The sequence below is a fragment of the Bradyrhizobium sp. JHI2711 genome, from assembly GCF_056156565.1.
Window position 1 is genome coordinate 522,509 of sequence record NZ_JBPZPT010000003.1, and the last position, 22,294, is coordinate 544,802.

The window sequence follows — 22,294 nt, forward strand, 5'->3', positions numbered from 1 at the left end:
GGCGGAATCGCGACCTTGCCGATGCTCAACGCAGCCAACGAACGTTAGATCAATTTGTAACAGAGGCCGTTATCTAGCCACCATGCATACCGCAAAATCGCGGGGATTCCTTACGTTGGTCGCCGTGAGCAAACAGCTTGCGATAACGGAGGCGAGCACTCGCAATAAGTGTATAATCATCCCCATTGCACGTCGAATCAAGCATACTGAAGCAAGATTTGGGGAGAGATCATGAGACTAATCGCGTTTCACGCGGAGAACATTCAACCCGTCAAGTTAGTTGAAGCAGATAGTCTTTCTGATGTGGTGGTCCTCGCAGGTCCGAACGGCGTCGGAAAGAGTCGTTTCCTCCAATGGCTGTTAAATCAATTTCAGAACCCCTCATCCAACGACCAGAATTGGATTGTAGTTGAGGCCACTTCCGAAACTGAGCGCGCCGAATGGGGCAAAACACACCTCGATACAAGAAGCTCGCACGATGCCGACCGACTTCGAATATTCCTGCAGCGCAGTGGACGAAAGCGGGCTGACACCAAGAGCAGCTTGCTCAATTTTGAAAGCGACAGAAAGATAACAAACATTCAACCCTATCAATTTAGTTGGGACTTCGCTGATCCTTTTCTTGAGGATGTTGGCTGGAACTACGGCTTCAATACACTGAGCAACCGATTTAACGACACAGTGCATTCAATTTTCAGAAAGGTGCGTAGCCGACGAGAAAACATTTCTCTTTACGTTGAAGAGCAAATGCGTGCTCGGCTCCTTGGGTCTGCACCTGCCGAGCAGCATGGTCCGATAAACGGCATCCTGGTCAACCCGGACGAGTTTCCTGATCCCTTGGTGCCTTTCAAAGAGGCGTTCGCTCGCCTCTTGTCACCGAAGCAATTAGAAGAGCCCGACCCGAAAAAGTCGCAGTTGTTTTACGAACACGAAGGGCAGAGCTTTCCAATAACATCTCTTAGCTCCGGAGAGCGAGAGGTCGTCAATATCGTCTTCGATTTTCTGCTGCGGAATCCATCTGATTGCATTGTCGTTTTTGACGAACCCGAGCTACATTTGCACCCAGAACTTAGCTATCGCTTGATCCAGACACTGCGCACTGCGGGTACTCGCAATCAGTTCATTTTCTGCACCCACTCAGCTGAGATCATCTCTGCCTCTCTCGATAATTCAGTGATCTTCATCGCCCCACCAAAACAGCCTCCGATCAATCAAGCGATCCGCGTCACCGAGAACGATGATACTCACCAAGCATTGCGGTTGGTCGGGCAATCCATCGGCATTGTGGCGCTTGGTAAGAAAATCGTCCTTATCGAGGGGCAGCATGGCAGCTTGGACAAGCAGACGTATGGAGCAATGCTGAGGGGAAGGTTTCCCGACCTCGTGCTAGTCCCAAGTGGAGGAAAGGGGTTCATTCAATCGTTTGGATCACTGAATGACTTGATTCTTAAGAAAACGATTTGGGGCGTGAGTTTCTTCATGCTTTGCGACGCGGATGCGGTGCCTCCTAGCCGAGATTTGGAAAGACTCATCGAACTGTCCGGTGGCCGTATGCAGGTGTTGAAACGTTATCACTTGGAGAACTATTTCTTGGATGCGGAAGTGATCGCCCACATGTTTGAGCCTTTCGAGACAGAAGCATCGGAGCGCTCTTGGCTCCGTGATCCAGCCGCCATAGACGAACGTCTAAAGTCGATAGCGCGAGAGATCTTGTCTTACGCTGCGGCGCTGGTGGTGAGCGCTCATTTCCGTGACCGGGCAGGAAACGTCGATTTGATGCCCAAGGGCAGCCAGGGGAAGACGACAGAGGAACTTGTAGTCCTCTTTGAGGCGGAAGCTGCGTCAGAAAGATTGAGGATCAACGAAGCTCTCTTTGCCGACGACATTGCCGTCTTCGTTCGCCAGACCATGGCGGATTTGGAAAACAGTCTTGCAGACGGTAGCTGGAAGAATAAGGTGCCGGGGCGACCGATCTTGCAGATATTCTGTTCAACCAAGCACTGCGGCCTGGATTTCGGGCGCTTCAAAAACGCTTTCGTCAAAGCTGCCCAACGAATGGCATATTCGCCGTTCGCTGAGATTGAAGAAATTTTCGCTCGGTTTTCTGAGTTTGACATTGCTGCTGTGGCGCAATCAGCCCGTAGCCCGTAGGACGGGTTCAGCCATTGCGAAACCCATCACACCTATCTCTCGAAGCGTCCGTAATGCTAGCCGACTGGACGCCATCCGCACTTCATCGTCACTTGCAGCCGTACGATAGCCGCGAAGACAGAGAGCGGGAATGCGAAAGCGATGGGTTTCGCAATGGCTCAACCCATCCTGCGAGCTGTAATCCGCGGAGGAGCGCTCAGTGAAAAAGAGAAGCGAAGCATATCTTGCTAAGAAGGCTGCAAAACGTGCTGTAGCCCAAGCAGCACGAGCTCAGCCCCCGATCCGATCGGGAGGCTTGAGAAAAGATCGTCCGACTTGGATTCGAGTGACCGAATACTTAGTCGGAACGTTAATTGTCGGAACTGTCGGTTTTGTTGCCTCTGTGTACCAGATTGAGGGAGGGCCGCCTTGGCCAGTTGCGCCAGTTTTCGTTCCGGGTTTTCCATCCTCAGGCAACGCGTTTGACGTTCCTTTCACGGTGACAAATAAGAGCGCGTTCTTTTCCCTTAGCCATTTGGAGATTCTTTGCGGATTCGAAAAAATGAAGACCGATGCGAAATCGGGCCTTGAGCAACTGTCGATCACGGCGTCAAACGGCAAAAGCGACGCTTGGACCACTCGAGTCAACGTCATACACATGTCCACTGAAGAGAATGTTCTCCTTCGCCGGGGCGACTAAGTTCGAAGAGGCGACCATCAGCTTTATAACAAGATACGATTCCCACTTACCATGGGGAGGCCGCACACAATCGCAGTCCGACTTCTTTACTCTGAATACGAATACAATCCCGCCCCAATGGATGATAGGAAAGCCCATCCGTTGACACCGATATGGAGAGGGTGAAGCAGCATGCCCGGAAATCACGGCGCAGCCTACACCTGCCTCCCCGCGATGATCTCCTGCAACGTCGCCACATGCCGCGCAAACGCCCCGCGGCCCGCTGCTGTGGCGGTCACCGTGGTCTGCGGCTTCTTGCCGACGAAAGCCTTGTCCACCGACACGTATCCCGCCTTCGCAAGCGTCTCGATATGCGCGCCGAGATTGCCGTCCGTGGCGCCGGTGAGCTTCTTCAGGCGGACGAATTCCAGCCCCACCTCCGCAGGCAGGGCGTTCAGCGCGGCCATGATCTTCAGGCGCAGCGGCTGGTGGATGATGTCGTCGAGCTCGGCCATTGCTAGCTCCACCGCATCCAGAGCCCGCCGAGGGTCAGCCCGCCGCCGTTGACGGCAGCCATCCACAACAGCAGCGATGGGCCGGGGATGTAGAAATAGCCGATCAGCGTTAGCGCAACGATGGTGGCACCGATGACGAGGAAGGCAGTGCCGAACCAGACGCCTGCCATCATGTAGAACAGCATGATGTAGATCGGCCAGAACGCCGTCTGCTGGCGGGGCGTGAATTGACCGAAATAGCAGACGAAGATGCCAAAGGCGACTATCAGCAGAAATGTCAGAAAATAGCGCCCGTCGAACACGCGAACGCGGCTCTTCGCGCGGTGATAGGCGCCGAGAGCGACAAAGCCTACGGCCGACACCCCGTACACCGCGAACCAGACATAGAGCCCGTAGCGCGGCCAGAACCAACCAGAGATGTTGCCGACGAACGCCAACACGCCCCACATCAAGAGTGCGAGACTGGAGACTTCATAAATCCGCGACTGCCGCACGCGGCGGACGGTGTCCTCGATATCGGTCAGCGCTTCGGAGGCCTGCTTGCTGTCGATCACGATGGCGCTCCGCTCCGCTCGACCAACCCGGTGGATATCGCTGGTGCATCCACTGGAGGCTGATGCTTCCGGATCAGAATATAGGCGACCATCATCGTCACAAGCGACGCGGCGAGCGCGATCAATGCGACCTGCTCCCGCGTCGTCACGGGCAGCAATCGTGACGCGATGTTCGTGATCGCCGCCGACACGGGAGCGACATAGGACCAGGCGATGAAATTATAGTGAGCCCTTCGCCAGTTCGCCGGTCGCGGCGTTCGCAGCAGCGGCACGATGGCGAGGACGATCAGGGTGAAGTTCACGATTGCGGCGACATGGAACGCGTTGAAATGACCGGTGAACCGGTAGACCAGCAAGGTTGCGGCGTCGGAGGCCAGCATCGCGTAGACATAGAAGTATCCGCGCGCGCGATGGCCTGCACCGCGCTTCGGCCGCAGAAACTGAATTAGCCCGGCAACGAGACACATCAGCGCCAGCACCACGTGGATCGCACCGGCGGGGGTTAAATGCGCTATCATGATCAGCTCCCGGCTATGCCGCGCGTTGCGACGTCCTCGGCGATCGCATTGACCGCCTTCGGGTTGGCGACCATGCCCATGTGGTTGACGCCATCGATGATCTTCACGTCGATCGACGGCTTCACCGCGTGCACGGTGTCCGTATATTTGTCCGAGATCATCATCTCGTCCTCAGCGCCGCCGAAGATCGTCATCGGATGCGTCACACCGGGCAGATCGAGCCGGTAGCCGCGTGTTGCAAAATTGCGCATCAGACGGTCGGAATAGGTCGCCGTCAAAATTCGCTCCGAATTCGGCGGCACCGCGAAGGCCAGCACCGGAAGCTGCGCGCAGCAATCGATGCCGAGCTTGCGCAGCGCCGCAAGGCCCAGCAGGCGCGGAATATCGGGATTGGCCCAGCCGCCGGAATTCGGCTTGTTGGTCGGCGCGTCATAGCCGAGATAGGGCGCAACCAGCACGGTGCGCACGAACATGTCCTGCATGATCGGCGTTGCGGCAACCCGCAGCGAGAAGCCGGCGCCGGCGGAATGGCCGACCAAGGTCAGCGCTAGGTCCGGCGCGTTCTTGCGGACATGCGCGACGAAATCGACGAGATCGTCCTCGAGCTGGCCGACATGGCCGATATCACCGCGCGTGCCGGAGCCGCCATGGCCGCGGATGTCGAGCGCCCAGGTCTCGACGCCGCGGGCTGCGAACGCTGCGGTCAGAGCGTGATTGACCGTGCCCGAGGAGCCGGAGGAGCCATGGATGAAGATGGCGCCGCGGTCCGTCGCGGTCCCCTTGGCCGCATAGTGCCGGAAGCCGAGCCAGGTGCCGTCACGGGCCTGAAAGCGCTCGAGCGGCGGCAGCGTGGACCAGTCGATGCCCTTGGCGGAGTCCGAGACCGAGCGCAGCTCGGCTGGCCGCTGCAGCGGCGTCGCGATCAAGGCGGTCAGAAGCAGCGCCACGGCGCCAACCGCACAGAGGCCCCATTTCAGCAAGCTCAGCGCACCACGCAACAATTGCCTCGCCATGACCCACCCCTTCAACCAACCTCAGAGAACTCTATATTACAGAGTACTCTTCCAATCAATCCCGGGATTGGCGCTTGCCGGCGAAAATCCTTAACGTCGGGCCTGACCCCGAAATGCCGAATCGTTTGCTATGCCGCCTGCGGAACAACTGCTCAACGCGCCCGAATTCACCGTCTCCGAACTGTCCCTGTCCCTGAAGCGGACGGTCGAGGACGCCTTCGGCCATGTCCGCGTACGCGGCGAGATCTCCGGCTTTCGCGGGGCCCATTCCTCCGGCCATTGCTATTTCGCGCTCAAGGACGAGAGCGCCAAGATCGAGGCGGTGATCTGGAAGGGCGTGCATAGCCGCATGCGCTTCAAGCCCCAGGAGGGGCTCGAGGTCATCGCTACCGGCAAGCTGACGACCTATCCGGGCTCCTCGAAATACCAGATCGTGATCGAGGCGCTGGAGCCGGCCGGCATCGGCGCGCTGATGGCGCTGATGGAGGAGCGCAAGAAGAAGCTCGCCGCCGAGGGCCTGTTCGACGAGGCGCGCAAGCAGCTCCTGCCCTGGCTGCCGGAGGTGATCGGCGTCGTGACCTCGCCGACCGGTGCCGTCATCCGCGACATCCTGCATCGGCTGGAGGACCGCTTCCCCCGCCGCGTGCTGGTGTGGCCGGTCAAGGTGCAGGGCGACGGCTCGGCCGAGCAGGTCGCGGCCGCGATCCGCGGCTTCAACGCGCTCTCCGAGGGCGGCCGGATTCCGCGGCCCGACGTCTTGATCGTCGCGCGCGGCGGCGGCTCGCTGGAGGACCTCTGGTCGTTCAACGAGGAGATCGTGGTGCGGGCAGCCGCCGAGAGCATGATCCCGCTGATCTCGGCGGTGGGGCACGAGACCGACATCACGCTGATCGATTTCGTCGCCGACAAGCGCGCGCCGACGCCGACGGCGGCGGCCGAGATGGCGGTGCCGGTGCGCAGCGACTTGTTCGTCGAGGTGGGCGATCTCGCCCGCCGCACCCGCGCCTATTGGCAACGTGCCCAGGAGAGCCGCCGCAGCGAGCTGCGTGCCGCGGCGCGCGCGCTGCCGGCGGCGGGCGATCTCTTGGCGATCCCGCGGCAGCGGCTGGATTCGGCGGGCGCGTCCCTGCCCCGCTGCCTCAAGGCCAACACGCATGCGCATTTCCGCAGGTTCACCGCCGCAAGCGCGAAGCTGACGCTGCGCGTGCTGCACGGCCAGATCTCGCAGGCCGATCATCGCCTCACCGTGTGCGGCGAGCGGCTTGGTCTCTCCACGCGCTCGCTGCTGCGGCAGCGGCGCGACCGCTTTGCGGGATTGGAGGTGCGCCTGCGCGCCTCGAAGCTTGCGAATGCGCAGGCCCAGCGCAATGCGATTGCCCGCCAGCGCGAGCGCACCCATCGTCTGACTGAGCGGGCGCAGCGCGCGCTTGTGACGCTGCTGCACCGGCTGGAGGCGCGGGTCGAGAACAGCGGCAAGCTGCTTTCCGCGCTGTCCTATCGCAGCGTGCTCGCGCGCGGCTTTGCCCTGGTGCGCGACGAGGCCGGCCATCCCGTGCATGCGGCAGATAGCGTCGGTCCTGGCGCGCGGGTCGAGATCGAGTTCGCGGACGGCCGTGTCGGCGCGACCGCGGATGCGGATCGGCCGGCGCCCGCGGAGAGGCGCGCGCCGGCGCAGCCGAAGCCGGCTGCGGAGACCAAGCCGGCGCCGAGGCGCGTGGCCAAGCCGGTGGATCAGGGCAGCTTGTTCTGAGGAGGGAGGACAGGCTCTATCCGCGTCATTGCGAGGAGCCCTTGCGACGAAGCAATCCAAACTGCTTCCGCGGAGGGATTCTGGATTGCTTCGCTGCGCTCGCAATGACGATGTGGCGACAGCGCGTCGCCCATTCAAATCTACTTCAGCGGCACGACAATCCCGCCTCGATCGTGGTCCAGAAGCCGCAATGGTCCGGCGCGCGGTGGGGGCCGGCGTGGGCCTCGAACAGCAGGATCGCGACGGTGAAGACGACCAGGGCGGAGGCGAAGAGCGTGATGCGGCCATGCATGTGAGATGCGTTTAATCGACATCGTGGTCGAATGATGGCGCGGGCACGTGCTACGGCACCACCATCACCGCGCCAACCATTGCGCGACGTCCTTCTGCGAGGCGGCGCGGGCTTCGGCATCTCCGTGCTCGGGCGCGGCGGCTGCGTGCACCGGCGCGCCGGCGCGGTCGAAATCGTGATCGGCGCCGGGATAGACCACGATGCGCGCCAGCGCGCTGCGGCCGCGCGCGCCGTCCACCATCTGGCGGCAGGCCGGCGGCGACGACACCTCGTCATCGGCGCCGATCAAGACCAGCGTCGGCACCCGCGTGCTCCAGCCGAGGCCCGCCGAGATCCGGCAATCCGGATAGAACGCAATCGCGGCGCGGAAATCCGGACCGGGATCGCGCCCCGCGCTCTGCGGACGCACGGCCCAGAGCAGCGCGCTCGCACCATTGGCCCAGCCGATCACGCTGACACGGTCCCGCGCCACCCAAGCCTGCTGCATCAGCCAGGCGCGCGAGGCCGCGATGTCGGCGACGCGTTCGCGCCGCGCCTTGACGTGCATCTCCTTGACGCGGCATTGCGGGCCGAGCTCGCGCGAGCCGTAGCTGTCGGGCAGCAGCACGGCATTGCCGGCCTTGAGCAGGCGCTCGGCCCAGTCGCGATAGCGCGGCAGCACGGGCTCGGAATGGCTACTCAGCCCGCCGCAGCCGTGCAGCGCGATCACGGCCGGAAACGGTCCCTCGCCCGCGGGCTTGTAGAGCTGCGCATGGAGCACCCCGGAGGCGAGCGGAATCTCGACCGGCTGCGGCGCCGGGGCGGCGTGCGCGGCCGACATCAGCAGCGTCAGGAACAAAGCGGCGAGGCGAAGGCGCATCGGACTCTGCGGCAGGAGCTGCCGGAACCGGCGCCCCTTCGACCGAAGCCTTATCATGCGAAAACGGCGGCAAATCATCACGAACCGGTGGGTTTAACGGGCGGACAAGCCACCCCATCTATGCTACATCCCGTCCAACACATCGTGCCTTCCACGGTTTTCCATGGAGAGGCCTCCCACGGAGACTTTCGACCGTGCTGAACAAGTTCGGCCCCTCGGGCCATGGCGAAGCGCAGGTGCAATATCTCGACGGCGATTTCCGCGTGATCTCGCCGGGGACCTTCGTGCGCTGCGCGATCACCGACGTCCGCATCCCGCTCGACGAGCTGAAGTACTGGAGCGTCGATCTGCAGGAGGCCTATGCCACGCCCACCGCGGTGCTGCAGCGGCATTTTCCCGGCACGCTGAAGCAGCCGTGATTCTTCGGCCCTCGTAACTCCCGTAGCACGGGCAAAACCGGCAGACCTATAATGCTGGCGGTAACAATTGCAGGGTGCAATTCCATCTGACTTCTCCTGGATGCGGCTTCATTCAATAAGATTGCGGCCATGAATGCCGGCTGAATGTTCGCCGATATCTAAAATTGTCAGGCTTCCATTGGGGCCCATTTAAGCCGGCCCGCACCACATTGCCTCGGGATAAAGTGGCAAGCGGGCAGGAAGCATGGACCTCCGGAGAATTTTCAGCCGTTCGTTCGGTGTACCTTCGAGCGCAAGGGATCATTTGCTCGAACGGTTCATCCGCGACGAGCAGGGCAGCTACGTGCTCATTTCTGCGCTGCTCATGCCGGTCCTGGTCGGCACCGCCGGCCTCGGAACGGAAGTGGGCTGGTGGTACTACAAGCACAAGAACATGCAGAGCGTTGCAGATTCCGGCGCAGTCAGCGCTGCGACGGCTGCCAGTGCAGGCGGCGACCCCCGGTCCGAAGCCAAGGCGGTCGCGGCAAATTATGGTTACACCGACGGCGCGAACGACGTCACTGTTACGGTGAACCAGCCACCGAAAACAGGCAGTCAGGCGTCGAACGCACAGGCCATCGAAGTCATCGTCAGTCAACCGCAGCGGCGGCTGCTATCGGCCTTGTTCGGCTCGGATCGCGTACCAATCACCGCGCGCTCGGTCGCCCTGCCCAATTCCGGGACGGGCTGCGTCCTTGCGCTCAACAGGAGCGCAAGCCCCGCCGTCAATGTCAGCGGCGGCAACCAGCTCAACCTGATCAAGTGCAATCTCTACAGCAACTCGAGCGCAAGCCCCTCGCTCAACGTCGCCGGCAGCGCCTCGGTCGCGGCGAACCAGGTCGGCGTGGTTGGCGACGTCTCCGGCGCGAGCAGCATCACGGCGGCCAACGGCATCAAGACGCACATCACGCCTGTCGCCGATCCCTATGCCGACGTCTCTCCGCCGACGCGGCCGAGCTGCAGCAATGCCAAGATCACGGTCAACGCCAACGGAAAGACGAACTCGCTCGACCCCGGCTGCTACATGGGCAGCATCACGGTCAACGCCGGCGCAGTCCTGAACCTCAATCCCGGCATCTACTATCTGGACGGCGCCAGCTTGAGCGTCGCCGGAAATGCCACCATCACCGGCAGCGGCGTCACCCTGGTGTTCACGGGCTCCGGCAGCGACTGGGGCACCGCCTCAATCGGCAGCAACGCGACCGTCGACCTGACCGGGCCGACCAGCGGCCCGACGAAGGGCATCGTCATGTACGGCGACCGCAACATGCCGGCCGGGACCAATTTCAATCTCACCGGCGGTGCTACGCAGAATTTCGGCGGTGCCATCTACCTGCCAAAGGCCAATCTCAGCTTCAGCGGCGGCAACGGCACCAGCACATCCTGCACCAAGATCATCGCGGATACGCTGACGTTCAGCGGCACGTCGAACCTGCAGGTCAATTGCACCGCGCTCGGCACCGCGACGATCGGTTCGCAAACCGCGCAGCTCGTCGAATGAGGTTTGGAGCGATGCAGATCCGGAGGTTCTCATTTAAGCTTGGCCGTCGATTGCTTGGTTCTCTGGCGCGGCATGTGCGAATCGCTGCCGGCGATCAACGGGGCGTCGCGGCAGCCGAATTCGCCATCCTGGTTCCCCTGCTGTCCCTGATGGTCGTCTCGGTCACCGACATCGGGCTTGCCCTCTATCGCAAGATGCAGGTCGAAAATGCCGCGCAAGCGGGAGCCCAGTACGCGATTGCGCGCGGCTTCGACACGAGCGGCATCGCGAACGCCGTCGCAAGTGCCACCAGCGCGACGAACATCACCGCTTCACCTCCGCCGGTCCAGTTCTGCGGATGTCCAACGAGTGCGGGCGTGAGCGCCACCAGCTGCGGAACGGTCTGCACCGGCGGTGCGCCGGCCGGGACATATACGACGGTCTCGGCGAAAGCGACGTACTATACGATCATCGACTATCAGATCGTGGCGGCCACATACACGTACACCGCGCAGTCCACCACGAGGCTGCAGTGAAGCTCACCGCATTATGGCGGGACACGCGCGGCACCACGGCGCTGGAATTCGCGCTGACCGCTCCCGTGTTCTTCCTGTTCATATTCGGGATCATCGAATGCGGGCTGCTGTTCTGGACTCAGCTCGGAATCCAGCATGGCAGCGAAATGGCGGCGCGCTGCGCGAGCGTCAACAACACGCTCTGCCCGAGCAGCAGCGCGATCACGACCTACGCTGCCCAGCAGGCCTACGGCCTCACGCTCCCCCCGGGGACATTCACCTTTGCCACGGCCGCATGCGGCAACCAGGTCAGCGCGAGCTATTCATTCGAGTTTCCGCAGATCATCAACCTGTCTCCGATCACGCTGACCGCGCGAGCCTGCTTCCCGAGTTGAGGTCGCCGACAGAAAAATGGATTCTGCCATGCCAATCGCTTGCGTTCTACATTCCTTGCAGCCGTGGGTGAGTCGTTTCGCCCTGTGGTTGGATTCTTTGTTGCAATTCCGCGCCCTAGAGTTGTTTGATGAAGTTCTGCTGAAACAAAGCACTGCTATAGTGCAGGTTAGGTAATTGGCCCTGTTCTTTTTATCGCACAGACGATCAGGTCAACCAAACAGCCATCGAGCGTTGGAATTGGCGCGGTCTGTGAACGGGCTCATATCGAAGAGCCATCTGACGGGCGACGATCACCTTGAAAATTCGCGGTGGAATATCTGTAAATCGACAATCAAGCGATGGGGGTGATCATGCCCGCCATTTTCGACCTGCTCTATCGTGAATATTGCCGCGCCCGTCTCGCTGAGATGCGCAAACAGCTTCTGATCGCAGCTGAGCGCGCTGAAGCTGTCGCAGCGGATCATTATCCCGCGACGCTGAGTGACGATGAGAGAACGGACCCGCACCGCAAGACCGGTCTCGGCCTGCCGAATTGAAGCGGCTCCAAGACCGGCGATCACTCCCGCGTAGCAGCGACCAAGCAATTGGCAACAGTTTGGGAGACGGCAATGAATACACCCGAATGCTACACCGTCGTCGTCGCCTGCATGTCGTGCCTCACCATCATCGGATTGATGGCCGCCGGCGCGTGGTGAGCATGGCTCGTTGCAGACATGATTCCGACTTCGACATGAGTACAGCCGCCGCGTCGTCTCAGCGCGCACTGAACCTTCGCTCGCGCGCTCTGTATAGATGATCGCTGATCAATTGCCGCAGCTTCGCCAAGTCATCGAACTCGAGCTGAACGGCGAACGGCACGATGCCGTCAGGCACGCCTGCGCGGCCGCGCAAGCGTGCAAGATCCTTTTCCGTGGTCACCAGCGTGAGCTGCTCGCGCTGCGCCTCGGCTGCGAGCGCTGCGATCTCGCCGTCCGAAAACATGTGGTGGTCGGCGAAGGCGCGCGTGCGCACGACGTCGATCCCGCTCGCACGCAGGGTACGGAAGAAACGCTCTGGATCGCCGATGCCGGCGAAGGCGAACACCCGCTTGCCGAGCAGCTGCGCGAGCGAGGCCGCATCCGGCTTCAGGCGCGCGCGCAGCTCGGGCTTGTTCCGCTTGGCGATCTCCGCCGCGACGTCGTTGGCGGCATTGCCGTCGCCGATCAGCACCAGCGCATCGGTGCGCGCGAGCTGCGCCGCGAGCGGTGCGCGCAGGGGCCCTGCGGGAAACACCTCGCCGTTGCCGAGGCCGCGCTCGCCGTCAATCACGATCAACGAGGCATCCTTGAACAGAGCAGGATTCTGGAAGCCGTCATCCATCAGGATCATTGTGGCACCTTGCGACTTCGCCAGCGCGACGCCGTCGAGGCGGTCGCGCGCGACCACGACCGGGACGTCACGCGACATCATCAGGGGCTCATCGCCGACGTCGGCCGCATCGTGACGCTCGCGGTCCACCATCACCGGACCCTTCAGGCGCCCGCCATAGCCGCGGCTGAGCACGACCGGCGTCTCGCCGAGCTCGCGCAAGAGCTTGGTCAAGGCCAGCACGGTCGGGGTCTTGCCGGCACCGCCGACATGGTAGTTGCCGACACAGATCACGGGGATGCCGGCGTCCACGCCCTGGCGCAGCATGCGCCGTGCAGTGAACGCGCCGTAAAGCGCACCGAGCGGCCATAGCGCGTACGATTGAAGGGAGCGTGGCCGGTACCAAAAGGCCGGCTCACGCATTGGCGGCCCCCATCTCGATCCGCAATTGCAGCAGATACGGCTCGAGCGCGGTCATGGTGCGATCGAGCGCACCGCCAAGCTGCTCGACCACGCCCGTGCCTGCGCGCTGCATCTTGTCGCGCATGGTGGGATCGGCCAGCAACTGGCCGAGCTGCTTGACGAGCGCCTCCTGCGTGTCGGCTTGCCGCGCCCCGCCGCTGGTATCGAGCGCTTCATAGACGTCGGCAAAGTTGAACACGTGCGGACCGTGGACGATCGCGGCGCCCAGCTTGATCGCCTCGATCGGGTTCTGCCCGCCATGGTGGATCAGCGATCCGCCCATGAACACGATTCCCGAGAGCCGATAGAACAGGCCGAGCTCGCCCATGGTGTCGGCGACATAGACGTCGGTCGTCGCGGTCGGCAGCTCCTCGCGCGAGCGCAAGCTGGGCTTCAGGCCCGACGCCGTGACGAGGCCTGCGATCGATGAGCCGCGATCCGGGTGCCGCGGCACGATCACGGTGAGAAGCTGCGGGAAGAAGCCGACCAGGCTGCGATGCGCCGCGACCAGCATCTCGTCCTCGCCCGGATGGGTCGAGGCGGCGACGATGATCGGCCGCCCCCGCGTCATCGCCATCAGCCGTTCGAGCTTGGCGGGATCGGCCGGCGGCGCGGGCACGTCGAGCTTGAGATTGCCCGTCGTCGCGACGTCGCGGCCGCCGAGCGCGGCAAAGCGCTCGGCATCTTTCTTCGACTGCGCAAGACAGATGTCGAACCGCGACAGCAGCGCCGAGATGGTGCCGTGCATGCGGCGCCAGCGCGGGAAGGAACGCGGCGACATCCGCCCGTTGATCAGCACCATCGGCACCCGGCGCGCCGCGCCGGTGAGGATCAGGTTCGGCCACAAATCGGATTCGATGAACAGCGCCAGCGACGGCTTCCAATGATCGAGGAAGCGCGCGACGTAGCGCGGCGAGTCATACGGCACGTATTGATGGATGACGTCGGGGGGAAAGCGTTTTGCGACGACCGCGGCCGAGGTGACCGTGCCCGAGGTGAGCAGGATGCGCAGATTGAGATCGCGCAGGCGCTCGATCAGGGCGGCCGCCGCCAGGACCTCGCCAACGCTGGCACCATGAATCCAGACCAACGGGCCGTGCGGCCGCACGTCGGCGGACAGGCCGCGCCGCTCGCCGACGCGGGCGGGATCCTCCTTGCCCTGCTTCAGCCGCCGCTTGATCAGCGCAGGCGCGAGTGGCACCAGGCCGGCGGCCAGGCGCCGATACATCCGCAGCGTGATCGGCAGCGCAATGGGCAGCGACTTAGGCATCTTCCGGTCCCGGACGGCCGAGCTGCGCATAGGCGCGACGGGTCGCCTCGTTCAACGTGTCTTCCAGCTCCTGCCGCAACGTCTCCATCATGGCGGCGTCGGCATCTGCGGGAACGTGGATTTCCTTGATGCCGACCAAAGCGCCCCGCCCGAATGGCAAATTGATGGTGGTGCGATCCCAGTTCTTGAGCCGGACGAAGCGGCTGGTCGCCATCGCGAAAGGCATGATCGGCCGTCCCGATTCCCGTGCCAGCATGATAATGCCGAGCCCGACCACGCGCGAGCGCTTGGGGACATCGGCGGTCAACGCGACATTACAACCGGCCTGGAGCGTCCGCACCATTTCCTTGAAGGCGCCGACGCCACCTTTGCGGTGGAACGCGCCGCCATGGTCGCCGGAACCGCGGATCGTGCCGATCCCGAGCCGCTCGGCGGCGATGGCATTGAACTCGCCGTCGCGGTGCCGGGAGATCAGCACCTTGGCCCGATAGGAGGCCTTGTTCTGGTTCTTGATGAAGGGCGTCAGGAAATGCTGGCCGTGCCAGAACGCGAAGATCGCAGGGAGCTGCGGCTCGACGCGCTCGTAGACGTCGGGCGGATCGAAGGTGAAGGTGTTGGTCCGCCAGACCAGACGCAGATATTCGGCCGCCAGGACCCCGACGGCACGCTGAAACCAGCTGCTTCGCAGCGTATTGCGAAGCAGTTTCTTCAACGCGCCGGTTCTTGATTCGGATCGAGCAGCCGATGCAGGTGGACGATGAAGTAGCGCATCTGCGCATTGTCGACCGTGCTCTGCGCCTTGGCCCGCCAGGCGGCGTGGGCGCTGGCATAGTTCGGATACAGGCCGACGATGTCGACCTCGTCCAGATTCTTGAAGGTGTTGTGCTCGAGATCGACGAGCTCGCCGCCGATGACGAGGTGGAGCAGTTGTTGCGGGGCGCTATCTGGCATGAGTTCTGTTCCTAAGGGGCTGCCCGCAAAGCAGTGTTCGAGAAGCACCACGAATGCGCCTTAGGCTATCGGACGGTTGCGAAAATGCGCGACAATGCCCGCATGACGTTCGCGTCCCGCTGCCACCAGCACCCCGTGCGCCACTTCCCGGCGGTTATAGAGGATGGGTTCTCCGGAGAGGTCGCTCATCCTACCATCCGCTTCCTGCACGATCAAATCGGCCGCCGCAAGATCCCAATCATGGCTGTTGCCGCCCGCAAATGCCGCATCCAGCGCGCCATCGGCGACCCGGCACAGCCGCAGCGCCAGCGAGCCGATCCGCCGGTGCAGCTTGATCTCGCCGAGTGACGGCTTCAGCCGCTCGACCAGCGGCTTCGGGCCGGCGACGCGGGCGAAGTCGAGTTCGGATCCGCCTGTCGCGCGCACCGGCTTGTCGTTGAGCGTCGTGCCCTTGCCGCGCACCGCGAAGAAGAATTCGTCGCTGGCCGGGGCGAATACGGCGGCGAGCACCGGCGAAGCGTCCGCCACCAGTGCGACGCTGACGCACCATTCGTCATGGCCGCCGAGATAATTGCGCGTGCCGTCGATGGGATCGACGATCCAGGTCAGCCGCCGCGACAGCCGCGCCGCATCGTCGGCGCTCTCCTCGGACAGCCAGCCATAATCGGGCGTCGCGGCACGCAGGCGCGATTCGAGCAGATCGTTGACGGCGATGTCGGCCTCCGACACCGGCGAGGACGCGCCCTTGGTCCACTTCCTCAGCTCGGTGCGGAACATCGACTGCGCCAGCGCGCCCGCCTCCCGCACCGTGTCCTTCAGCAGCGCCGCGTCGCGGGTCAGGAGGGTGTGGTCGAGAGAATGCGCGTCAGCGTCCGCCAAGCGTCAAACCCTCGATGCGCACCGTCGGCGCATTGATGCCGTAGCGGAATTCGAGATTGTTCGCAGGCTGCATCGACCTGAAGATCTCGAACAGATGGCCGGCGATCGTCACCTCGCTGACGGGATAGGTGATCTCGCCGTTCTCGATCCAGAAGCCGGAGGCGCCGCGGCTGTAATCGCCGGTGACGCCGTTGACGCCGGAGCCGATCAGGTCGGTGACGTAGAAGCCCTGCTTGATGTCGGCGATCAGCTCGGCCGGCGTTGCAGAGCCGGGCTCGAGATGCAGATTGTACGGCCCCGGCGAAGGCGAGGAGGACACGCCGCGATGGGCGTGACCGGTGGTGGTGAGGCCGAGCTCGCGCGCGGTGGCACAGTCGAGCAGCCAAGTCGTCAACACGCCGTCGTCGACCAGCGCGGTCCGCTTCACCGCGACGCCTTCGGCATCGAAGGTCTGCGAGCGCAGCCCGCGCTTGCGCAGGGGATCGTCGATGATGCGGATGTTCTTCGCAAACAGCTGCTGGCCGAGCTTGTCCTTCAGGAAGCTGGTCTTGCGCGCGATCGAGGCGCCGTTGATGGCGCCGACGAGATGGCCGACCAGCGAGCCGGCGACGCGCGGATCGAACACCACCGGGACCTTGCAGGTCTCGACCTTGCGCGGATTGTAGCGCGCCACGGTGCGCTCGCCGGCGGAGCGGCCGACGACCTCCGGCGACAGCAGATCGGCGCCATGCGGCGCCGAGGTGAAGTCGTAGTCGCGCTCCATGCCGGTGCCTTCGCCCGATATGGCGGTGGCGGAGATGCCCTGGCTGGAGCGCAGATAGGAGCCGTGGAAGCCGGTCGAGGTGACGAGCACCATGCCGCCGATGCCGGATGAGGCCGAGGCGCCGCCGGACTTGGTCACGCCCTTGACGCCGAGCGCGGCAGCTTCGGCCGCGAGCGCGCGGCGCTCGAGCTCGGTCGTCGTGGGCACGGCGGGATCGAGCAGGTCGAGATCGGGAAAGTCGCGCGCGAGCAGCGCGGGATCGGCGAGGCCGACATATTTATCGTCGGGCGCGACGCGCGCCATCGCAACCGCGCGCTCGGCGAGCTTGGTGACGGCATCGCCGCTGACGTCGTTGGTGGAGACCACCGCCTGACGCTGACCGACCAGCACGCGCAGACCGACATCGTCGCCCTCGGACCGCTCGGATTCCTCGACGCGTCCGTCGCGGACCTCGACGCCCTGCGAGACGCCGCGCACCGCGACCGCGTCGGCCGCATCCGCGCCGGCGCGCTTGGCCGCCTCGACCAGCCGCTGCGCGAGATCGGAGAGCGCGGACTGATCGAACAGGTCGCGATTGGCGGAAGGCGAAAGCGTCGGGCTTGGTGAAGAGTTCACGAACGAAATCCTGTTGGGGCGGGGTTCGGGACCGGAACCCACAGATGTGCCCTGATAGCGCGGACTTCAAGCATTTTCAGCCCGCCAAAAGCTCAGATTCGCGACGTCGGCGCAACGTCTCGTCAATCATGCACGCCAAGGTCTTGTCAATCATGAGGAGCGAGTGACGGTGGGTTAACCAGCCTTTTTAAGCGGTTTCGGACCGCCCGGCGCTAAGGTCCTCGCATCGACCGGGAACATAATCCTGGCGGGGAGAACGAAGCCGTGAGGCGTCAAACAGCAACATGCGGGGTCCACCCCGCCGGGTCGAGCCGCTCCCTGCGGCTCGACCCTCTTTCCCTTCCGGTCCGCTTCGATGCGCATGATCCGCGCGCCGACGGACATGTCAGGCAGATCGAGCTTCATCGCGAGCGTGTCGTGCTGCGCCGTGCCGTGCGCGGCATGCAGATGGCGATCAACGTGCGCGTCGCCGACTTCACCGGCGTTGCGCTCCGCGGCAATGACGAGACGCAGACGCTCGTCCTCGTGCATCGCGATCCTTCGCTGTCCATCCCGCTACTGATCAGCGCGGACGCGGACGAGATCGCGCAGGCCTGGGCGATCTGGAGCGAGATCTTTGCGCTGCCGCAGCTCGACGAAGGCGCGCGCAAACCCGCACCGCGCCGCCGCCGCGCCAATGCGATCCGCGCCCGCCGTCCGAAATTCTTGATGCGCCGGCGCACCGCAATGGCGCGCGAGCTGCCGGTTCATCAGGGCGAGCGCGAGATCATCGCGAGGAATTAGGCGGCAATCACAGGTGTCGTAGGGTGGGTTAGCCCGAAGGGCGTAACCCACCTCTTTGCTTTCCGCGCAGATAGGAGTTGGTGGATTACGCTTCGCTAATCCACCCTACGCATTTCGCGTCACGCCGCCCGCAGCACCGCGTCGGCGAGCAATCCCGCAAACAACAGCAAGCCGGCATCGCGGTTCGACTTGAACAGGCGCAGGCACAGCTCGGGATCGTTGATGCGCAGCCGCACGATCTGCCACACCAGATGCGCGGCGAAGGCGGCAAGCCCAAGCCAGGCCGGCCAGCGCGCTTCGCCAGATGCCAGCGCGACGCCGATCAGCATCACCGCGAGCCCGTAGAACAGGACCAGCGCCTGGCGCGTATGCGCGCCGAACAGGCGCGCGGTCGACTTGATGCCGATCAACGCGTCGTCCTCAGTGTCCTGATGCGCGTAGATGGTGTCATAGCCGATCACCCAGGAGATCGCGCCGGCATAGAGCACGAGCGCGGTGGCGTCGATGCGGCCGAAGGTGACGGCAAACCCCATCAACGCGCCCCAGGAGAAGGCGAGCCCGAGCACGATCTGCGGCCACCAGGTGATGCGCTTCATAAAGGGATAGATCGCGACGATCAGGAGTGAGGCGATGCCCGTTGCAATCGCGAAGCGGTTGAACTGCAGCAGCACCGCAAGACCGACCAGCGCCTGCGCGACCATGAAGACCAGCGCCTGTCTGGTGGTCACCTGCCCCGACGGCAGCGGCCGCGAGCGCGTGCGCTCGACCTTGCCGTCGAGGTCGCGATCGGTGATGTCGTTCCAGGTGCAGCCGGCCCCGCGCATGACGAAAGCGCCGATGAAGAACAGCACGATGGTGAGCGGCAGGCCGCGAACGTCATGCGCCATGCCGGCGGCCAGCGCCGCCGACCACCAGCATGGCATCAGGAGAAGCCAGGAGCCGATCGGGCGATCGAAGCGGGACAGGCGCAGGTAAGGCCGCGCCCAATGCGGCGCGAGCGTATCGACCCAGTTGCCGGTGGAATCGGCAACGCGGGCGGATGTATCGCTCATCGGGTCAGGACGTTGCCGTTGAGCGTATCGAAGGTGCTGCCACCCTTCCTGCCGGCATTGGCCTCGGGCGCGGAGCCAGAGCCCAGCACCTCGCTCAGCGACGGACCGGCCGGACCGCGCGGCTGGTTCTGCATCTGTTGCGCGACGTTGCAGACCTTCGTCGCCATGGCCTCGGTGTTCTTGTGACCTTCCTTCAGCTGCGCACCGATCTGGGGCGGGATTCCGCATTTGGCGGCATTGGTCTCGATGTACTTGATCATCTTGACTTCAGCCTGGCTGAAATTGCGGATCAGCTTGCAGGCCTCGTCCGGCTGCGCGCGACGATCGCTCGCGGCCTTGATCAGCTTGCCGCGCTTCTCGGCTTCCTCGCGCAGCGGAATGAAAGCCTTCATGCAGTCCTCACCGGGACCGGCCTGCGTCGGGGGAGCCGCGCTGAAAGCGCCGGCGCCACCGATCGGGGCAGCACCGTTCACGGGAAAGGACGATTGCGGCGCCGCACCGAGCGAAGCTGCGGGTGCCGACCCGTTGACCGGAGGAAATGGGGAATTGGCGGCAGCCTGGTTGGGCAGCGGCGCCGGGAACGCGCTTTGCGCAGACGCGCCCGCAGCACCCATGGCCACCATGGCGGTAGTGATCGGAACCATCAAATGGCGGATCATCAAGACAGTCTCTCCGGCAGGAGCTTACGGGGTTCAGGGCTTCCCAATTGAAGCGCGACCAGCGTGTTCGCGTTTTTACGATTCCCGCCGGCGCTTAACAACCCGTGGAATAGGGCGAGAGCGCGGCGCTGGGACGCACCAGTTCGGCAATATTTACCCCCGAAATGGCGCCTTTCGGTTAAGAACGGCCGGTAATCGGATCCCAAGCGATGCCTTCCCACGATTTTCGCGCCCCCCGCCTGTTCGTCGATGCCACCCTGGCCCAGGACGCCAGGGTGCCGCTCGACCGCGACCAGAGCAACTATCTCGGCAATGTGCTGCGGCTGGCGGCCGGGGCCGAGGTCCTGGCCTTCAACGGCAGGGATGGCGAGTGGCAGGCCGCCATCGAGGGCCGCAAGCGGCCGGACGGCCTCGTGATCCTGCAGCAGACCCGGCCCCAGGACCATCTCGCCGACCTCACTTACGTCTTTGCCCCGCTCAAACATGCCCGGCTGGACTACATGGTGCAGAAGGCCATCGAGATGGGCGCCGCCGCCCTGCAGCCGGTGCTGACCCGGTTCACCCAGGCGTCCCGGGTGAACACCGAGCGGATGCGCGCCAATGTGGTCGAGGCGGCCGAGCAATGCGGCATCCTCAGCATCGCCAGCGTGGCCGAGCCGGTGCCGCTGGAGCGCTTCCTGAGCCAGCGGCCCGCCGACCGCCTGCTGATCTTCTGCGACGAGGCGGCGGAGGTCCAGAATCCCGTTCAGAGCCTGCAAGGCGCGCGCGAGGTCGGACGCGGTATCGACGTGCTGATCGGCCCCGAGGGCGGTTTTGCCGAGGAAGAGCGGGCGCTGTTGCTGCGCCAGCCCAAAATCCTGCGGCTGGCGCTCGGCCCCCGCATCATGCGGGCGGACACCGCCGCGGTCGCCGCTCTGGCGCTGGTGCAAGCGGTGCTGGGGGATTGGAGCGGAAAGGCCAGCTAACTTCGTCAGCGGTGCAAACGCATGGCGTCGTCATGCCCGGGCTTGTCCCGGGCATCCACGTCCTTTTGCGCCGGTGGGCAAGGCGTGGACGGCCGGGACAAGCCCGGCCATGACGAATTGCCCACCCGTTAAGCGATTGATCCTTTGGAGGTCGAAACCGCTGTCGGGCCATGCTAAGGGCTGCGCCAATTCGCCTCCCCTTGCCTGCCCGGTTCCGCCGGGCGATGGACCGCAGAGATGACCGCGACTGCCACCTCAAATGCTGCCGGCTCCGCCGCCTGGGCGGATACGCTGCTCTTGTCGTTTGCGCAGGCCGGCTATGTGAGGGCCGAACCCGCCATCCTGCAGCCGGCCGAGCCGTTCCTGGACCTCTCCGGCGAGGACATCCGCAAGAGCCTGTACCTGACCACCGACCTCTCCGGCGAGGAGCTCTGCCTGCGCCCGGACCTGACCATTCCTGTCGCGCGCGACTATCTGGCCTCGGGGCGCGCCGGCCAGCCGGCGGGGTTCAGCTATCTCGGTCCGGTGTTCCGCTACCGTAGCGGCCAGGCCCGTGAATTCCTCCAGGCCGGCATCGAATCGTTCGCCCGTCAGGATCGCGCCGCGGCCGATGCCGAGATGCTGGCGCTGGGGCTGGAGGCGACGGCCGCCTTCGGCGTCCGCGAAGTCGAGATCCGCACCGGCGATGTCGCCTTGTTCAATGCGCTGCTCGACGCCCTCAATCTCTATCCGGTCTGGCGGCGCCGCCTGGTCAAGGATTTCAACCGCAAGATCAGCCTGGAGCAGGATCTGGAGCGGCTGGCGGCCGCGACCACCGCGACGCGCAGCGAGTATGAGGGCGTGCTGGCGGCCCTTGCCGGCTCCGACCGCAAGGCGGCGCTCGCCTTCGTCACCGATCTGATGTCGATCGCCGGCACCACCAATGTCGGCGGCCGCACCACGGCAGAGATCGCCGATCGCTTCCTTGAGCAATCGACGCTGAAGGGCGGCGCGCTGCCGCGCGAGGCGATCGCCGTGCTCAAGCGCTTCCTGTCGATTTCGGGCAATCCAGACGACGCCATCGCCGAGCTGCGCGCACTCACGACGGACGCGAAGCTCGATCTCGCATCTGCGATCGATCAGTTCGAAAGCCGGGTCGGCTTCATGGCCGCGCGCGGCATCAACGTGAGGCAGATTCGTTTCTCGACCGCGTTCGGGCGCGGGCTCGATTATTACACCGGCTTCGAGTTCGAGCTGCATCACAGCGGCAACGGCACCGAGCCGCTGGTCGCCGGCGGCCGCTACGACGGGCTGATGACCCAGCTCGGATCAGCTGAGCCGATTCCGGCGGTCGGCTTCTCGGTCTGGGTGGAGGCGCTGAACCGGATCGGCCGCAAGGTGGGAGCTTAA

Annotated in this window: 25 protein-coding genes; 11 read left to right on the forward strand and 14 right to left on the reverse strand. The window is 63.9% G+C overall.

From position 1 onward, the window contains the following. Nucleotides 1-231 precede the first annotated feature (231 nt). Both ACTEK7_RS24745 and ACTEK7_RS24750 read left to right on the forward strand, forming a co-directional pair. Nucleotides 232-2,151: an ATP-binding protein gene (locus ACTEK7_RS24745; protein ID WP_225147355.1), complete on the forward strand. Its 1,920-nt coding sequence runs from the start codon at nucleotides 232-234 to the stop codon at nucleotides 2,149-2,151. 199 nt (nucleotides 2,152-2,350) lie between these two features. Then, entirely contained in the window at nucleotides 2,351-2,830 is a 480-nt protein-coding gene (locus ACTEK7_RS24750; RefSeq protein WP_225147354.1) for a hypothetical protein, read from the forward strand. Nucleotides 2,831-3,024: 194 nt separating this feature from the next. Here ACTEK7_RS24750 and ACTEK7_RS24755 read toward each other — a convergent pair whose 3' ends face one another. From ACTEK7_RS24755 to ACTEK7_RS24770, 4 genes are read right to left on the reverse strand one after another with little or no spacing between them, the layout of a single operon-like run. Continuing rightward, complete coding sequence (locus tag ACTEK7_RS24755; protein ID WP_225147353.1) at nucleotides 3,025-3,324, reverse strand: winged helix-turn-helix domain-containing protein; 300 nt, start codon at nucleotides 3,322-3,324, stop codon at nucleotides 3,025-3,027. Nucleotides 3,325-3,326: 2 nt separating this feature from the next. After that, nucleotides 3,327-3,878, reverse strand: coding sequence for a hypothetical protein (locus ACTEK7_RS24760; protein ID WP_225147352.1), 552 nt, complete (start codon nucleotides 3,876-3,878; stop codon nucleotides 3,327-3,329). Beyond that, the gene (locus ACTEK7_RS24765) at nucleotides 3,875-4,396 is read right to left on the reverse strand and encodes a DUF2306 domain-containing protein (protein WP_225147351.1); all 522 of its coding nucleotides are present in this window, start codon (nucleotides 4,394-4,396) and stop codon (nucleotides 3,875-3,877) included. Before ACTEK7_RS24765 ends, ACTEK7_RS24760 begins: the two co-directional genes overlap by 4 nt. A gap of 2 nt (nucleotides 4,397-4,398) precedes the next feature. Then, nucleotides 4,399-5,409, reverse strand: coding sequence for an alpha/beta hydrolase (locus ACTEK7_RS24770; protein ID WP_225147350.1), 1,011 nt, complete (start codon nucleotides 5,407-5,409; stop codon nucleotides 4,399-4,401). A gap of 130 nt (nucleotides 5,410-5,539) precedes the next feature. On the opposite strand from ACTEK7_RS24770, the gene xseA reads away from it, so the two are divergent. Beyond that, entirely contained in the window at nucleotides 5,540-7,159 is a 1,620-nt protein-coding gene (gene xseA, locus ACTEK7_RS24775) for an exodeoxyribonuclease VII large subunit (protein WP_225147349.1), read from the forward strand. Nucleotides 7,160-7,304: 145 nt separating this feature from the next. Here the strand turns inward: xseA and ACTEK7_RS24780 are convergent, their stop codons facing one another. Beyond that, complete coding sequence (locus ACTEK7_RS24780; RefSeq protein WP_225147348.1) at nucleotides 7,305-7,451, reverse strand: hypothetical protein; 147 nt, start codon at nucleotides 7,449-7,451, stop codon at nucleotides 7,305-7,307. A gap of 64 nt (nucleotides 7,452-7,515) precedes the next feature. Beyond that, nucleotides 7,516-8,310: a dienelactone hydrolase family protein gene (locus ACTEK7_RS24785; RefSeq protein ID WP_225147347.1), complete on the reverse strand. Its 795-nt coding sequence runs from the start codon at nucleotides 8,308-8,310 to the stop codon at nucleotides 7,516-7,518. 194 nt (nucleotides 8,311-8,504) lie between these two features. Between ACTEK7_RS24785 and ACTEK7_RS24790 the strand changes: the two genes are divergently transcribed. From ACTEK7_RS24790 to ACTEK7_RS24810, 5 genes are all read left to right on the forward strand, one after another. After that, nucleotides 8,505-8,729 carry a DUF2093 domain-containing protein gene (locus ACTEK7_RS24790; protein ID WP_057027643.1) on the forward strand — a complete coding sequence of 75 codons (225 nt, stop codon included), beginning with the start codon at nucleotides 8,505-8,507 and terminating at the stop codon, nucleotides 8,727-8,729. Between the two features lie 244 nt (nucleotides 8,730-8,973). After that, nucleotides 8,974-10,269, forward strand: coding sequence for a pilus assembly protein TadG-related protein (locus ACTEK7_RS24795; protein WP_225147346.1), 1,296 nt, complete (start codon nucleotides 8,974-8,976; stop codon nucleotides 10,267-10,269). A gap of 74 nt (nucleotides 10,270-10,343) precedes the next feature. Further along, nucleotides 10,344-10,784, forward strand: coding sequence for a TadE/TadG family type IV pilus assembly protein (locus tag ACTEK7_RS24800; RefSeq protein ID WP_225147345.1), 441 nt, complete (start codon nucleotides 10,344-10,346; stop codon nucleotides 10,782-10,784). After that, on the forward strand, nucleotides 10,781-11,158 hold the full coding sequence (locus ACTEK7_RS24805) for a TadE/TadG family type IV pilus assembly protein (RefSeq protein WP_225113339.1): 378 nt from the start codon (nucleotides 10,781-10,783) through the stop codon (nucleotides 11,156-11,158). The genes ACTEK7_RS24800 and ACTEK7_RS24805 overlap by 4 nt, the downstream gene beginning before the upstream one ends. A 339-nt stretch (nucleotides 11,159-11,497) precedes the next feature. Next, on the forward strand, nucleotides 11,498-11,695 hold the full coding sequence (locus ACTEK7_RS24810; RefSeq protein ID WP_036009319.1) for a hypothetical protein: 198 nt from the start codon (nucleotides 11,498-11,500) through the stop codon (nucleotides 11,693-11,695). Between the two features lie 217 nt (nucleotides 11,696-11,912). Here the strand turns inward: ACTEK7_RS24810 and lpxK are convergent, their stop codons facing one another. From lpxK to ACTEK7_RS24840, 6 genes are read right to left on the reverse strand one after another with little or no spacing between them, the layout of a single operon-like run. Continuing rightward, entirely contained in the window at nucleotides 11,913-12,929 is a 1,017-nt protein-coding gene (gene lpxK, locus ACTEK7_RS24815; protein ID WP_225147344.1) for a tetraacyldisaccharide 4'-kinase, read from the reverse strand. Further along, the gene (locus ACTEK7_RS24820) at nucleotides 12,922-14,268 is read right to left on the reverse strand and encodes a 3-deoxy-D-manno-octulosonic acid transferase (RefSeq protein ID WP_225147343.1); all 1,347 of its coding nucleotides are present in this window, start codon (nucleotides 14,266-14,268) and stop codon (nucleotides 12,922-12,924) included. Before ACTEK7_RS24820 ends, lpxK begins: the two co-directional genes overlap by 8 nt. Beyond that, nucleotides 14,231-14,950: a lysophospholipid acyltransferase family protein gene (locus tag ACTEK7_RS24825; protein ID WP_036039958.1), complete on the reverse strand. Its 720-nt coding sequence runs from the start codon at nucleotides 14,948-14,950 to the stop codon at nucleotides 14,231-14,233. Before ACTEK7_RS24825 ends, ACTEK7_RS24820 begins: the two co-directional genes overlap by 38 nt. Next, nucleotides 14,947-15,189 carry a DUF4170 domain-containing protein gene (locus ACTEK7_RS24830; protein WP_036039955.1) on the reverse strand — a complete coding sequence of 81 codons (243 nt, stop codon included), beginning with the start codon at nucleotides 15,187-15,189 and terminating at the stop codon, nucleotides 14,947-14,949. Before ACTEK7_RS24830 ends, ACTEK7_RS24825 begins: the two co-directional genes overlap by 4 nt. 60 nt (nucleotides 15,190-15,249) lie before the next feature. After that, nucleotides 15,250-16,068 (reverse strand): 3'(2'),5'-bisphosphate nucleotidase CysQ, encoded by an 819-nt coding sequence (locus tag ACTEK7_RS24835; protein WP_225147342.1) that lies wholly within the window; start codon nucleotides 16,066-16,068, stop codon nucleotides 15,250-15,252. Continuing rightward, a complete protein-coding gene (locus ACTEK7_RS24840) occupies nucleotides 16,055-17,446 on the reverse strand; it encodes a TldD/PmbA family protein (RefSeq protein ID WP_036027073.1) in 1,392 nt (463 codons plus the stop codon). The genes ACTEK7_RS24835 and ACTEK7_RS24840 overlap by 14 nt, the downstream gene beginning before the upstream one ends. A gap of 264 nt (nucleotides 17,447-17,710) precedes the next feature. Between ACTEK7_RS24840 and ACTEK7_RS24845 the strand changes: the two genes are divergently transcribed. Further along, nucleotides 17,711-18,229 carry a DUF6101 family protein gene (locus tag ACTEK7_RS24845; RefSeq protein ID WP_074448043.1) on the forward strand — a complete coding sequence of 173 codons (519 nt, stop codon included), beginning with the start codon at nucleotides 17,711-17,713 and terminating at the stop codon, nucleotides 18,227-18,229. Between the two features lie 119 nt (nucleotides 18,230-18,348). On the opposite strand, the gene ubiA is transcribed toward ACTEK7_RS24845, so the two are convergent. Next, nucleotides 18,349-19,281, reverse strand: a complete 933-nt coding sequence (gene ubiA, locus ACTEK7_RS24850) for a 4-hydroxybenzoate octaprenyltransferase (protein WP_225147341.1) — start codon at nucleotides 19,279-19,281, stop codon at nucleotides 18,349-18,351. Next, complete coding sequence (locus ACTEK7_RS24855) at nucleotides 19,278-19,940, reverse strand: hypothetical protein (protein ID WP_057027638.1); 663 nt, start codon at nucleotides 19,938-19,940, stop codon at nucleotides 19,278-19,280. Before ACTEK7_RS24855 ends, ubiA begins: the two co-directional genes overlap by 4 nt. 209 nt (nucleotides 19,941-20,149) lie before the next feature. Between ACTEK7_RS24855 and ACTEK7_RS24860 the strand changes: the two genes are divergently transcribed. Further along, entirely contained in the window at nucleotides 20,150-20,905 is a 756-nt protein-coding gene (locus ACTEK7_RS24860) for a 16S rRNA (uracil(1498)-N(3))-methyltransferase (protein ID WP_225126875.1), read from the forward strand. A 237-nt stretch (nucleotides 20,906-21,142) separates the two neighbouring features. After that, nucleotides 21,143-22,294, forward strand: coding sequence for an ATP phosphoribosyltransferase regulatory subunit (locus tag ACTEK7_RS24865; RefSeq protein ID WP_225147340.1), 1,152 nt, complete (start codon nucleotides 21,143-21,145; stop codon nucleotides 22,292-22,294).